Below are 12,964 nucleotides of genomic sequence, written 5' to 3' on the forward strand. Positions count from 1 at the left end.
TCCTCCTGCTCGCTGGTCACAGGGGCCTGTTTTGGCTCACGGCTTCTTCGGCTCCGGCTGAGAAGCTGGCGTGGAAGGAGAGCTTGGTGCGGGAGTCGCGGGTGCGGGAGCCGCCGCAGGCGTGGGCGTTACCGAAGGCGTTGGCGCAGGTGCGGACGGCACTGCTCCTGGCGGAGCAATCGTGGCTCCAAGACCGCCTGCACCCGGGGTCAGGTTGATTTTCGGCATGCCGGGAATGCTTGGTGTCTCGCCAGGCTTAGGCTCGATCTTCGGCGCTGGTGGTGGATCGACCTCTTTCGTCGGAAGCGATGCCGCAATCCAATTGAGGCGGTTTTGGCCAAGGCTCTGGTATTCCGGCATGTCCGGGAACTTCACAGCGAGATCTTCATAAGCCTTCTTGGCCTCGTCCTGCTTGCCCTCGGCCCAGAGCAGGTCACCAAGGCGGACTTGGGCGAGAGGAGCGGCCTCGCTGGTGGGAAATTCACGTGTGATGCGTTCAAAAACGGCCTGCGCTTCTTTCCGCTCGCCCATCGCGTCAAGCTTTGTGCCGAGGCCGAGCAGGGTATGAACGAAAAGCGGGTGTTTCGCGTGTTTGGTGGTGAATTCCTTCAGCGCCTCGACCGCGGAGCTTTTTTTGTTCTGCTTCCAGAGCATGTCGGCTTTGGTCAGCAAAGCGTTCGCGGCGGCATTGGTGCCGGAGTGGCGCGAGATGACGAGATCGCAGTCCTCGACGGTCTTCGCCGAGGTGAACTCCTCCGCAGCCTCGTTGGCGGCGGCCGTCTGCTGATGATGGATGATGCCATAGGCGACAATCGCGACCACCACGACGACGAAGAGCCAGACGAGCTTGCGGAAGTTGTCCTCCAGGAACTTTTCCATGCCGGTGGCCGGCAGTTCCTGGGACATTGAGTCGAGTTGGGACATGCGGGATAAGTTTGTGAACGTGGAGGAAAAACAACAGCCTTGCCTTATGCGCCCACCTTGGCGCGAGCTTCGTCAGCCAGCGCGGTGGAGAGATAGCGCTCGCCTGTGGAGCAGGCGACGGTGACGATGAGCTTGCCGGCATTTTCAGGACGCTGGGCCACCTGGATCGCGGCGCAGACGTTCGCGCCGGTGCTGATACCGACGAGAATTCCTTCTTCCTTGGCCAGGCGGCGCGCCATGGCGAAGGCGTCATCGTTGCTGACCTTGATGCACTCGGTGATCTGCCCGTTTCCGGCGCTGTCCTTCAAATGAAGGTTCGCAGGCACGAAACCGGCACCGGTGCCCTGGATTTTATGCGGACCGGGCTGCACGGGCTGGCCGGCAAGGGTCTGATTGATGACCGGGGAGGCTTCAGGCTCGACGGCGATGGCGGTGAAGGAAGGCTTGCGAGGCTTGAGCAATTCGGTGACGCCGGTGATGGTGCCCCCTGTGCCGACTGCGGCCACGAGGATGTCTATTTTGCCGTCGGTATCCGCCCACAGCTCTTCAGCGGTGGTCTTCGAGTGAATGGCGGGATTCGCGGGATTTTCAAACTGCTGAGGCATCCAGGCGTTTGGCGTGCTGGCGACGAGTTCGGTGGCCTTGGCGATGGCACCCTTCATGCCCTGGGCACCAGGAGTGAGCACGAGGTCGGCGCCGAGGAGTGCGAGCAGCGTGCGGCGCTCCAGCGACATGGTTTCAGGCATCGTGAGGATGAGCTTGTAGCCCTTTGCGGCGGCCACGAAGGCGAGCGCGATGCCGGTGTTGCCGCTGGTGGGCTCCACGATCACTGTGTCAGGCTTGAGGATGCCCTTCTTCTCCGCGTCCTCGATCATGGCCATGCCGATACGGTCCTTCACGCTGCCGAGCGGATTGAAGAACTCGCACTTGAGGGCAATCGTGGCGTTAAGGCCGGCGGTGACCTTGTTGAGCTTCACCAGCGGTGTTTTGCCGACGGTTTCGACGATGTTGTTGTAGATGCCCATGATCGTGTTCGGTTGGAGGTTTCGATTCGAGGTTGTTTAGTGCTGATTGCAGAACTCTTCGAAGCGGTCCATGCCGGCGTTGATGATGTCGAGGCCGGTGGCGTAGCTGAAACGGATGGTGTACTCGGCGCCGAAGGCCATGCCGGGGACGGCGGCGACCTTCTGCTTGCTGAGCAGCTTCTCGCAGAAGTTCACCGACTTGATCTGCATCGGCTCGATATCCACAAGGAAGTAGAAGGCCCCCATCGGTTCGACGACGCGGACGTTCTTGATATTGGAAAGGCGGCCGAGCATGTATTGGCGGCGCACATCGAATTCATCACGCATGTCGCTGACGATCTGCTGGTCCATCTGCAGAGCGGCGAGAGCGCCATATTGAGCGAAGCTCGTTGGATTGCTGGTGGTGTGGCTCTGGATGGTATCGATCGCGTCGGCGATCTTCTTCGGAGCAGCTGTGTAGCCGAGACGCCAGCCGGTCATCGCGTAAGCCTTTGAGAAGCCGTTGATGGTGATGGTGTGATCGTAGATTTCCTTGCTCAGGGAGGCGATGCTCACGTGCTCATGGCCGCCATAGACGAGTTTCTCGTAGATTTCGTCGGAGAGGATCACGATGCCTTCGCCCACGGCGATTTCGGCCAGCGCTTTGAGCTCGTCCTTGGTGTACACGGAACCGGTCGGGTTGCCGGGTGTGTTGAGGATGATCATCTTGGTCATCGGGGACATGGCGTCCTCGAACTCATCGGGGGTGAGCTTCCAGCCGTTTTCGCGTTTCGTTTCCACGATCACCGGGATGCCGCCGACCATGCGCACCATTTCGGGGTAGCTGGTCCAGTAAGGTGCGGGAATGATGACTTCGTCGCCGGGATTTACGACGGCGAGGATGGCGTTGTAGCAGGAGTGCTTCGCGCCGCAGTTCACGCTGATCTGGGGCACCTCATATTGCACATTGTTGTCCACCATGAGCTTGGCGGCGATGGCTTCGCGCAGCTCGACGATGCCGGCGCTCTCGGTGTAGCGGGTTTTGCCGGAGTTCAGGGCCTCGGTGGCGGCGGCGATGATCGGGGCGGGGGTGTTGAAGTCAGGCTCACCGGCTCCGAAGCTCAAAACGTCCACGCCCTGCTTCTTGAGCGCCTTCGCCTGGCTGGTGATGGACAGGGTCATTGAAGGGGCGACTTCGGCGATGTTTTTGGCGATGAAATCCATGGTCAGAGGGTGGGTTGGGCAGTGAAAAAGCAGGGGGCCGCCTATAAAGGAGGGGCGGGGAACTTTGTCAATCAATCGTCCCGCCGCAGGAAAAGGGCGGCTTGTGCCCTGCTCCACACCGTCCTAGTCATGCTGGACATGACCCAACCACGCCCCCATTCCCAGCCACGCCGCCAGCCAGCCCCGATCCGTGGTCTGGCGCTCGATGTTTTGGGTGAATGGGCAGGCGGAGAGCGTTTCGCCGCCGACCTCATGGACCATGTCCAGCGTGACTGCGGCCTCAGCCTGCCGGACGCTGCGTTTCTGCGCGACATCGTGCTCACCACGCTGCGCAATCTCTCCTTGCTCGACTACTGGATCGCCGTGCTCACCGAGAACAAGCATCTTGACCACCGGAGCCGTTGGGGGCTGCGCATCGGCCTATGCCAGCTTTTGCTCCTCAAGGTCTCCGAGCATGCGGCGGTGAACGAAACCGTCGCCGCCACGGGCCGGGCACGCAGCCTCATCAATGCCGTGCTGCGCCGCGCCTGCCGCGAATCCGCCGAACTTCTGGCCCTGACGGCCACTTTGCCGCTCGAAACGCGCACATCCCATCCCAAGTGGTTGATCGAGCATTGGCTCGGCATTTTCGGCGAGGCCAAAACAATCGCGCTTTGCGAGTGGAACCAAGTCCCGGCACCGATCTGCGCCCGCGTGAACCGCCTGCATCCCGAAATGATCGCCGAGCCCGATGACTTCATCGTTTGCGAATCTCTCCCGCGTGAGGACCTCTCCGCCGGCAAGGTTTACATGCAGGACCCCAGCACCGCCATCGCACCACGCCTGCTCGCTCCGCAGCCCGGCCAGCGCGTGCTGGATGCCTGCGCTGCTCCCGGTGGCAAGACGGCCTTGCTCGCCCAGCTCATGAACAACACGGGCGAAATCATCGCCTGCGATGTCTCGCCCGGCCGCCTGCGTCGTTTGAGCGGCAATTTGCAGCGCCTGCACGTCACCAACGCGCACATTGAGGAGCACGACTGGTCAGACCCGCAAATCCCCGCCTTCGCCAAGGATGGCTTCGACCGCATCCTGCTCGACGTGCCCTGCTCAAATACTGGCGTCATGCGTCGCCGCGTCGATGTGCGTTGGCGTTTGAAGCCAGAGGACATTGCGGCGCAGACGAAAACCCAGGAAAACCTGCTGCGAAACGGCCTCCGCGCTCTCAAGCCGGGCGGCGTTCTCGTTTACAGCACCTGCAGCATCGAACCCGTCGAGAACGAGCAGCTCGTCGCCCGAGTTCTCGAATCCATGAGTGGCTTTGAACCCATCAAGGTCCGGCAGAGCTTCCCGCCCGATGATCAAATGGACGGTGCCTTCGCCACTGCGATCCGCCGTCATTAAAATTCCGGCGTGACATTGCCCGCTACATTTTCAACACTGCCTTCCACCATGAAACTCGCTCCGATCCTTCTCGCTCTCAGCCTCGTCTTTCAGACCCAGGCCGCCGAAGTGCCAAACGCCGCCGGTCTGCAGCTCTACAGCCTGCGCAGCCAGTTCAAGCTTCGCGGCGTGCCATGGACGCTCGACCAGGTGAAGAATTTCGGCATCAAGGAGGTGGAGCTAGCAGGGACCTACGATCTCAGCGCGGAGCAGTTCAAAGCCGAACTCGAACAACGCGGACTCAAGGCCGTCAGCAGCCACTTCCCGTATGCGCGCTACAAGAACGACCTCGACAACGTGGTGAAGGAAGCGAAGACCCTGGGCCTCAAGTATGCCGGTTGCGCCTGGATCGACCACAAGGACAGCTTTGACGAAGCCGAGTGCCGTGAGGCCGCCGCCGTCTTCAACAAAGCGGGCGAGGCGCTCGCCAAGGAGGGCATCACCATGTTCTACCATGCGCACGGCTTCGAGTTCGAACCCCACGGCGACGGCACGCTGCTCGATCTCTTTCTCAGGGAGACCAGGCCCGAGTTCGTCTCGATGCAGATGGATGTGCTTTGGATCATTTTCCCCGGCCAGGACCCTGTGAAGCTGCTGGAGAAATACAGCGGCCGCTGGAAGCTTATGCACCTCAAGGATTTGAAGAAAGGCGTGCAAACCGGTTCCCTCAGCGGCAAGACCGACGTGGCCAACGATGTCACACTCGGCACCGGCCAGATGGACTGGACTTCCATTCTCGCAGCCGCCCGCAAGAACGGTGTTCGGCATTACTTCATCGAGGACGAGTCGCCCACGTCGATGGACCAGATCCCGAACAGCCTGAAGTTCCTGCGCGCGAACGGCTTCGAGTGATCCCATGTCACACCGTCTCCACGCCGTCATCCTGCATGGCGTTTTCATCCTTTCCGGCATTTCGGCGCTGATTTATCAGCTCGTGTGGCAGCGCGCGCTGCTGACGATCTACGGCAGCAACGTCGAATCCGTGGCGATGGTCGTCGCGGCCTTCCTCGCCGGCCTTGGCATCGGCAGTCTCGCGGGCGGCTGGATTTCCCAATCGACGCGCGCACCGCTCGTGTTGCTGTTCGGTCTCGCTGAACTCGGTGTCGGTGCCTACGGCCTCGTGTCGCTCAAGTTGTTCGATGCTGTCGGCGCCATCACTTCCGCTCAAGCGCACGGCCTCACCACCGGCGCCCTGGTCTTCCTGCTCGTTTTTTTGCCCACGTTGCTCATGGGGGCCACTTTGCCGATGCTCGTCGCCCATCAGGTGCGTGACACGGCGCACGTCGGCCAAAGCGTGAGCCGGCTCTACTTCGTGAACACACTTGGTGCCGCGCTTGGAGCCTTCATCGCCGCGAAATGGCTTCTCGGCGGCTTCGGCATGAGCGGCACCGTCCACATCGCCGCCAGTTTGAATGCGCTTGCCGCGCTGATCGTGTTCATCGCGCTGCGTAAAGCCCCCCAAGCCGCCAAGCAGCCTGCTCCATCGCTCATCCCTGATCCCTCATCGCAAATCCCCTTCCGCACCGCTCTGCTGTGGTCCGCTCTGTCGGGATTCCTCGCCCTCTCCTGGGAAATCATCTGGTCCCGCGTCTTCAACTTCGCCAGTGCCTCTCGTGCGCCGGTGTTTGGCTACATGCTGGGCAGCTACCTGCTGGGGCTCGCGCTGGGCTCTCTCTTCAGCCCGCGTGTGCTGGCCCGAGCTGGAGACCTGCGTGGCAAGCTCTCACGCTGGGTGGCTTGGTCGACGGTTGCCGGATTCGCCGTTGCGCCACTGACCGCAGAAGCGGCTTGTCACCTCTCCTGGGAAGCGGGTTATCTTTTGGTTATTCTCGCCGGAGCTCTGATCGGCATCACCTTTCCGCTGCTCTGCCACGCAGCCATCCCAGCGGGACAGGACACCGGCAGCAAGCTCTCACAGCTTTATCTCGCCAACATTGCCGGCTCCGGCGCAGGCAGCCTGCTCACCGGTTTTCTCTTCATGGAATGGATGAGCCTGCATGTTCTTAGCTGGGTGCTTCTCATCATTTCATGCTTGTGGATCAGAAACATCGCACCTACCCGCGAACATCGTATCAGGGCAACGCAGATCGGAGCTTCAGCCACTCTTTTGGTGGGCTCGTTTTGGTGGCTCTACGAATACCTGCAGTATAAGCATGAGTCCAAGCCAGGCATGCGCTTCGAGCAGGTCATTGAATCACGTCACGGTGTCATCACCGTCGACACCAGCAACGCGGTTTACGGCAACGGCGCTTACGACGGCATGATCGGCACGAGGCTGGAGCCGAAGTCCTGGCTCGTGCGGCCCTACTTCCTCTCCGCCGTTCGAGATCGCATCGAAAATGTGCTCGTGATCGGCGTCGCCAGCGGTTCGTGGACGCAGATTCTCGTCAATCATCCGCAGGTGAAAAAAGTCACCGCCATCGAGCTCAGCCACGGTTACCTCGATTTGATCCGCTCACGCAAGGAAGTCGCCAGTTTGCTCACGAATCCGAAGCTCGAACTCATCATTGACGACGGCCGCCGCTGGCTGCGGCGGCATCCTGACGCGAAGTTTGACGCCATTGTGATGAACACCACGCACCACTGGCGCGAGTTCGCCTCCGCGCTGCTCTCCCGCGAGTTTTTGACCGAGGTCAAAGCCCACCTCACGCCTGACGGCATCGCCTTCTGGAACTGCACCGAGTCTCCCCGTGCTGCCCGCACCGGAATGGAGGTCTTTCCGAACACGCTGATGGTCATGAACCACTGCCTTGCCAGCAAAGCCCCGCTCGAACCAAACCGCGAGCGCTGGAGCAAAATTCTCGCTGATTACCACATCGACGGCCAGCCGGTCATTGCCGCTGATCAGATTGAAGGCCTTCTAACCTTCCTCGATGGCGAATCCCTGCCCGTTCCCGGCGACATGTGGCACTGGTGCCGCCGCGAGGCCATGCAGAAGGCCTGGGGCTGCGCGGAGATCATCACCGACGACAACTTGGGCCATGAATATCCGTGAACAGGCATGTTGCTTGTGCATTGGCACAGCAAAGGCATGATCCAAACGATGAACCGAGTCTCGTCCACCGCCACGCATGTCCTGCCGTTGCTGCTGTTCATGCTGCTGAGCGCGCTGCCCGGAGTTTTTCGCGTCGAAAACTCCGAACTGCCATGGCATGTGCGGGCGCCGGAGCACTGGGTCTATCCGCTGCAAACCATGATTTGCGGCATGTTGCTGGTGTTGTTTCGCAAACACTACACGTTCGGACCATGGCGTGGGCTGGGGCTTGCGTTTGCGCTCGGCATCGCCGGCATTGTCATCTGGATAGCGCCGTCGCTTGTGCGCGAGCACCTGGTTCAAAACGGAGCACAGCCGGCGTCTTGGTGGGAATGGCTTGGCCTGGCAGAGCGCACGAAGGGCTTCGACCCGACGATCGCCTCACAATCACCGTTCTGGTTCGGCATGGTGGTGTTTTTTCGCTTCGCGCGCATGGTTGTGGTCGTGCCGTTTGTCGAGGAGCTTTTCTGGCGCGGCTTTCTGATGCGTTTCCTTCTGGCTGAGGATGGCCGGTTTGAAAGAATTCGCTTCGGCACGCATGCCTGGCGTGTTTTCTGGATCGTCACCGTGGCCGTGATGCTGATCCATAACACCGAGGACTACCTCGGCGCTTTTGTGTGGGGCTGTTTGGTGTACTTGGTGGCTGTGCGGACGAAAAGCCTCGGCGCGTGTGTGCTCATGCACGCTATCGGCAATCTGGCGCTCGGACTCTACGTCATGAAGACGCAGCAGTGGGGTTTTTGGTGATCAGGGAGCGTCAGAACCGTTGACCTTGCTCTCCAGATCCTTCACGCGGGCAACAAGCTGCGGCAGACTTTTCACTCCGGCCATGCGGCGCTTCTCTTCCACCGCTGGAGCAGCCGGGAAGCCCAAGTATTTGCCGCCAGCGGGCAAATCCCTCGTGACACCGCAGCGGGCGGCCAGCGTGCTCCGCGATCCCACAGTCACATGTCCCGCGATGCCGACCTGGGCGGCGATGACAACGTAGTCGCCGATCACCGCGCTGCCTGCGATCGCGGTGCATGCCACAATGATGCAATGTTTGCCTATCACGACGTTGTGGCCGATTTGGACGAGGTTATCGATCTTCGTTCCCTCGCCGATCCAGGTCCGGCCGAAACGCGCGCGATCGACCATCGACCCGGCGCCGATTTCCACATCGTTGTCGATTTGCACGATGCCAGCCTGACGCACCTTGCGGTGGCGTCCCTGGCTGAACTCATAGCCAAAACCATCCGCGCCGATGACGACGCCTGAATGCAGGATGACATCGGACCCGAGGCTGCATTCCGCGTGCACGGTGCTGTTGGCGAACAACTTGGAGTTGCTGCCGATCCGAGCATTGCGCCCGACGAAACATCCCGCGCCAATCTCGACTCCGTCCGCCAGCTCCACGCCGTCTTCGATCACGGCGTAAGGACCGATGGCAACGCGAGCCGGGTCGAATTTGACCGTGGACGCAATGACTGCCGACGCATGCACTCCGGCGACAAAGGGCGCGGGCTGGAATCCATACGTTTCCACGATCAGTTCAAAGGAGCGCGACGGGTCAGCCACGGCGATGTAGGCGGCCTGCGGCGGCAACTCCGCGTAATCGGCCGGCACCAGCACCGCGCTGGCATTCGTTTTGAGCAATCGCTCATTGTATCGCGTGTCGTGGAAGAAACTGAGATCTCCGGCAACAGCCTCTTTGAGTGATGCAAATCCGGTGATCTCCTGATCGGGATCACCGTTCATGAGCGTCCCTCCGACGAGGGTGGCGAGGTCTGAGAGGGCGATCTTCATGAAACGCAGGCTCTCACGCTTTGCATTCTGATGCGAAGGTTATCTTTGAATTTGAAGCTTTTGTCACGAGACCATCACCCCTGGAGGGTTTCGACGCGCATCCAGCTTGGCTCGCCGCGCACACAGTTGAGTTTGCCGATGGCGGTGATGGCGGACTTCATGTCGCCGAGGCGGGCGTCGTGAATCATGAGCACAAGCGAAGTTTCCCCGCTGGTGTCTTCGAGATCTTCGGGCTGGATCATTGACGAAATGCCGATGCCGCGCTCGCCGAGCACTGTGGCGACCTGGGCCAGAACACCGGGAACGTCATCGACGGTCAGGCGCAGGTAGTAATGCGAGACAGTGTCGTTGACAGGCTTCGATTTGCCGTAGAGGCCGTGCGGCACGAAGCCGCTGTGACGCGCGCCATGCATCAGCACGGCCGCTGCTTCGCAAAGATCGCTGATCACGCTGCTGCTGGTCGGGTCCTGGCCGGCTCCGCGGCCGTAGAAGAGCGTCTCGCCCACGACATCGCCGTTCACGAGCACGGCATTGAAAGCGCCGCTCACGTTCGCTAGCACATGTGACAACGGCACCAGCGTGGGCTGCGTCCGCACTTCGACCAGACCGTTTTCATCAGCGCGGATCACGGAGAGCAGCTTGATCGTGTAGCCGAGGCGGGCGGCGAATTTGAAGTCCGTGATGTCAACGCGGTCCACACCCTCGACATGCACCTTGTCCTGCGGAATCCAGAAACCGTAGCTCAGCGAGGCCAGGATGATGGCCTTGTGTGCCGCATCCCAGCCGCTGACATCCAGCGTCGGATCGGCCTCCGCATAGCCTTTCTCCTGCGCCTCACGCAGGGCGTCCTGGTAGCTCAGCCCCGCCTGTGACATGCGGGTGAGGATGTAGTTGCAGGTGCCGTTGATGATGCCGTGGATTGACCGGATGTGGTTCCCGACGAGGCCTTCCTGCAGCACCTGGATGATGGGAATGCCGCCCGCGACCGCCGCCTCGAAGTAAATCGGCACTCCGCACTCCTCGGCCAGCGCGAATAGCTCTTTCCCGCGCTCCGCAAGGAGGGCCTTGTTGCCGGTGACGACGATTTTCTTGGCCCGCAAAGCCGCCGAAACCATCTCGTAAGCCGTGGTCGTGCCGCCGATCAATTCGACGACGACCGGGATGGTCGGGTCGTTCACCAGTTCCTTCCAGTCCGTGGTCAAAAGCTCCGCCGGAACGTCCACGTCCCGCGGCCGTTTCAGGTCCCGCACGGCCACGCGGGTCACGCGCAGGTCGGCCCCGGTGCGTTGGGTGATCAAAGCGCGGTTCTTTTGCAGATTCTTGAACACACCCGCTCCCACATTGCCTAACCCGGCCAAGCCTATGTTAATGACACGCGGAGAACTGAGGTTGGACATGATGAACGGAGTGTTGCCGGAGTTGAGGGGGCGTAGTCATGGCGGAGGCACGCCGGACTCGCAAGCAGGAAGGCTGGACAAGGCAGGTTCAGCTAATTTACTAAGCATGCTATCAAAAACGACTGATAATCAGCGGCTTGCGGCGGACGTGTCACAAAATATGCCTTGTCCAACTCGGGGTACGTCTGATAATTTTTGGTTAAATCCCATGACTTTGCGCTCCATCACCTACTGGCTTGCCTGCACAATCGCCGCCGCGATTGCGGCCGGGGCTGCCGAGTCGGATGCGATTGCCGCACTGCCTTTCTCCCCGACTTCCGAACTGGCAAGTTCTGTCATCCCGGTGCCTGAGCCAAGCCGTGCGTTGTTTCTCTTCGCCGGCATCATGGCCATGGCCTTCACATACCGGCGTGCATGGATGAACTGGAAACGCGGCTGCTGAAAAGCGAGCCACTCATTTTGGCGAGGGCTTTTTGATCGACGCCTGGCGGGCAAATCGGTAGCCTCTCCACATGAAAGCTTTTCCAGTGCTGCTTTGTCTTGTTTCCGGCCTGCTCCATGCTGGAGACGCCGCATATCCGAAACAAGCCATCGCCACGGTGCATCCGCTGGCCACGCAGGCCGGAATGGATGCCTTTGCGAAAGGTGGAAATGCCATCGACGCGGCCATCGCGGCCGGTTTGACGCTCGGCGTCGTGGATGGGCACAATTCCGGCATCGGTGGCGGCTGCTTTTTCGTCATCCGGGCCGCCGACGGCACCGTGACCTGCATCGACGGCCGTGAAATGGCTCCCGCGAAGGCCCATCGCGACATGTATGTCATCAACGGCAAGCTCGACGACGAGGCCAGCAAGACCGGCGCCCTGGCCAGCGGCGTGCCGGGCTATCTCAAAGCCTGCGCCGTCGCCCAAACGAAGCACGGCAAGCTCAAGCTCGCCGACGTGTTGCTGCCCGCCGCCGACATCGCGGAGAAGGGCTTTCCCATTGATGAACCCTACGCCCGCAAGCTCGCCGCCACCGCCGCCAAGCTCGCCCAGTTTCCCGCCTCCGCCGCCATCTTCCTCAAGGAGGGCAAACCGATCGAAAAAGGTCAGCCGCTCGTGCAGGCCGACCTCGCAGCTACTTATCGAGCGGTCGCGAAGAATGGCATCGAGTGGTTTTACGAAGGTGAGTTCGCCCAAAAGACCGAGGCATGGATGAAAGCGAATGGCGGCATCACCACCGCCGCTGATTACGCGGCTTACAAAGCTCCCGAGCGTGAAGCGATTCGCTCGAAGTATCGCGGTTACGACCTCATCACGATGCCGCCGCCCAGTTCCGGTGGCGTGCATGTGGCGCAGATCCTGAACATCCTGCAGCACTTTCCCATCCGCCACTTCCGCGCCAGCAGTCGCGTGCATGTCATCACGGAGGCAATGAAGCTCGCCTTTGCCGATCGTGCCCACTGGCTCGGCGATCCCGACTTTGCCAAGGTGCCGCGCGGCCTCGTCGATCCCGCATACGCGGCTGAACTCGCGAAAAAGATCGACCTCGATCACACGACCCCGGTTTCCGGCCACGGCATGCCGCCGCATTGGGAAGGCGACATCTTTGGCAAGCACACCACCTTCCTCTGCACCGCCGATGCGGAAGGAAACTGGGTGGCTCTCAATCAAACCATCAACACCGCCTTTGGCAGCAAGGTCGTCATTCCCGGCACCGGCGTGCTTTTGAATGATGAGATGGATGACTTCGCCGTGCAGCCCGGCATTCCGAATGCCTTCAAGCTGGTTGGAGCCGAGGCGAACGCCGTCGCTCCTGGCAAACGGCCACTTTCCAGCATGAGCCCCACCATCGTGCTCAAAGACGGCCAGCCCGTCATCGTCACCGGAGCCGCCGGCGGCCCGACGATCATCACGCAGGCCCTTCTACTCCTCACCCACATCATCGACGACGGCCAGCTCCCCGCCGCCGCGCTCGCCGAACCTCGTTTTCATCATCAATGGAACCCCGATGAGCTGAAAATCGAAAAAGCCTTTGGGGAAGAAACTCTCCAACGCGTCGAAAAACTCGGCCACAAGCTGGCTCCCACCGCTGGCTTCGGTGCCTGCCAGGCGATCTACTTCGATGCGGAGAAAAAGCTGTTCTTCCCCGCCCACGATCCCCGCGTGCCGGGCAAGGCGGACGGGCGGTGAGCC

11 protein-coding genes are annotated in these 12,964 nt (G+C 61.0%); 6 read left to right on the forward strand and 5 right to left on the reverse strand.

The window, feature by feature from the left end; genetic code table 11:
- Window positions 1-36: 36 nt before the first annotated feature.
- Genes ACILSE_RS00625 through ACILSE_RS00635 form a run of 3 tightly spaced genes read right to left on the reverse strand, consistent with a single transcriptional unit; the run spans window position 37 to window position 3,152 of the window.
- On the reverse strand, window positions 37-924 hold the full coding sequence (locus tag ACILSE_RS00625; protein ID WP_395715399.1) for a tol-pal system YbgF family protein: 888 nt from the start codon (window positions 922-924) through the stop codon (window positions 37-39).
- 44 nt (window positions 925-968) lie between these two features.
- Window positions 969-1,949, reverse strand: coding sequence for a cysteine synthase A (cysK, locus tag ACILSE_RS00630; RefSeq protein WP_395715400.1), 981 nt, complete (start codon window positions 1,947-1,949; stop codon window positions 969-971).
- A 36-nt stretch (window positions 1,950-1,985) separates the two neighbouring features.
- The gene (locus ACILSE_RS00635; RefSeq protein WP_395715401.1) at window positions 1,986-3,152 is read right to left on the reverse strand and encodes a pyridoxal phosphate-dependent aminotransferase; all 1,167 of its coding nucleotides are present in this window, start codon (window positions 3,150-3,152) and stop codon (window positions 1,986-1,988) included.
- Between the two features lie 138 nt (window positions 3,153-3,290).
- On the opposite strand from ACILSE_RS00635, the gene ACILSE_RS00640 reads away from it, so the two are divergent.
- From ACILSE_RS00640 to ACILSE_RS00655, 4 genes are read left to right on the forward strand one after another with little or no spacing between them, the layout of a single operon-like run.
- Window positions 3,291-4,532: an RsmB/NOP family class I SAM-dependent RNA methyltransferase gene (locus ACILSE_RS00640; RefSeq protein WP_395715402.1), complete on the forward strand. Its 1,242-nt coding sequence runs from the start codon at window positions 3,291-3,293 to the stop codon at window positions 4,530-4,532.
- 48 nt (window positions 4,533-4,580) lie between these two features.
- Window positions 4,581-5,423: a sugar phosphate isomerase/epimerase family protein gene (locus tag ACILSE_RS00645; RefSeq protein WP_395715403.1), complete on the forward strand. Its 843-nt coding sequence runs from the start codon at window positions 4,581-4,583 to the stop codon at window positions 5,421-5,423.
- Window positions 5,424-5,427: 4 nt separating this feature from the next.
- Window positions 5,428-7,566, forward strand: a complete 2,139-nt coding sequence (locus ACILSE_RS00650) for a fused MFS/spermidine synthase (protein WP_395715404.1) — start codon at window positions 5,428-5,430, stop codon at window positions 7,564-7,566.
- A gap of 48 nt (window positions 7,567-7,614) precedes the next feature.
- Window positions 7,615-8,352, forward strand: coding sequence for a CAAX prenyl protease-related protein (locus tag ACILSE_RS00655; RefSeq protein ID WP_395715405.1), 738 nt, complete (start codon window positions 7,615-7,617; stop codon window positions 8,350-8,352).
- Here ACILSE_RS00655 and lpxD read toward each other — a convergent pair whose 3' ends face one another.
- Window positions 8,353-9,390: a UDP-3-O-(3-hydroxymyristoyl)glucosamine N-acyltransferase gene (lpxD, locus tag ACILSE_RS00660; RefSeq protein ID WP_395715406.1), complete on the reverse strand. Its 1,038-nt coding sequence runs from the start codon at window positions 9,388-9,390 to the stop codon at window positions 8,353-8,355.
- 74 nt (window positions 9,391-9,464) lie between these two features.
- Entirely contained in the window at window positions 9,465-10,787 is a 1,323-nt protein-coding gene (locus ACILSE_RS00665; RefSeq protein ID WP_395715407.1) for a homoserine dehydrogenase, read from the reverse strand.
- Between the two features lie 208 nt (window positions 10,788-10,995).
- Between ACILSE_RS00665 and ACILSE_RS00670 the strand changes: the two genes are divergently transcribed.
- Together ACILSE_RS00670 and ggt are read left to right on the forward strand one after the other, a co-directional pair.
- Complete coding sequence (locus ACILSE_RS00670) at window positions 10,996-11,229, forward strand: hypothetical protein (RefSeq protein WP_395715408.1); 234 nt, start codon at window positions 10,996-10,998, stop codon at window positions 11,227-11,229.
- A 70-nt stretch (window positions 11,230-11,299) separates the two neighbouring features.
- A complete protein-coding gene (gene ggt / locus ACILSE_RS00675; RefSeq protein ID WP_395715409.1) occupies window positions 11,300-12,961 on the forward strand; it encodes a gamma-glutamyltransferase in 1,662 nt (553 codons plus the stop codon).
- The last annotated feature ends 3 nt before the right edge of the window (window positions 12,962-12,964 follow it).

It is taken from the genome of Prosthecobacter sp. (assembly GCF_044236155.1).
Lineage (GTDB): Bacteria > Verrucomicrobiota > Verrucomicrobiia > Verrucomicrobiales > Verrucomicrobiaceae > Prosthecobacter.

Excerpts from the sequence above, each read along its gene's own strand:
- ACILSE_RS00625 (WP_395715399.1), bottom strand. The coding sequence starts at position 924 with ATGTCCCAACTCGACTCAATGTCCCAGGAACTGCCGGCCACCGGCATG.
- cysK (WP_395715400.1), bottom strand. The coding sequence starts at position 1,949 with ATGGGCATCTACAACAACATCGTCGAAACCGTCGGCAAAACACCGCTG.
- ACILSE_RS00635 (WP_395715401.1), bottom strand. The coding sequence starts at position 3,152 with ATGGATTTCATCGCCAAAAACATCGCCGAAGTCGCCCCTTCAATGACC.
- ACILSE_RS00640 (WP_395715402.1), top strand. The coding sequence starts at position 3,291 with ATGACCCAACCACGCCCCCATTCCCAGCCACGCCGCCAGCCAGCCCCG.
- ACILSE_RS00645 (WP_395715403.1), top strand. The coding sequence starts at position 4,581 with ATGAAACTCGCTCCGATCCTTCTCGCTCTCAGCCTCGTCTTTCAGACC.
- ACILSE_RS00650 (WP_395715404.1), top strand. The coding sequence starts at position 5,428 with ATGTCACACCGTCTCCACGCCGTCATCCTGCATGGCGTTTTCATCCTT.
- ACILSE_RS00655 (WP_395715405.1), top strand. The coding sequence starts at position 7,615 with ATGAACCGAGTCTCGTCCACCGCCACGCATGTCCTGCCGTTGCTGCTG.
- lpxD (WP_395715406.1), bottom strand. The coding sequence starts at position 9,390 with ATGAAGATCGCCCTCTCAGACCTCGCCACCCTCGTCGGAGGGACGCTC.
- ACILSE_RS00665 (WP_395715407.1), bottom strand. The coding sequence starts at position 10,787 with ATGTCCAACCTCAGTTCTCCGCGTGTCATTAACATAGGCTTGGCCGGG.
- ACILSE_RS00670 (WP_395715408.1), top strand. The coding sequence starts at position 10,996 with ATGACTTTGCGCTCCATCACCTACTGGCTTGCCTGCACAATCGCCGCC.
- ggt (WP_395715409.1), top strand. The coding sequence starts at position 11,300 with ATGAAAGCTTTTCCAGTGCTGCTTTGTCTTGTTTCCGGCCTGCTCCAT.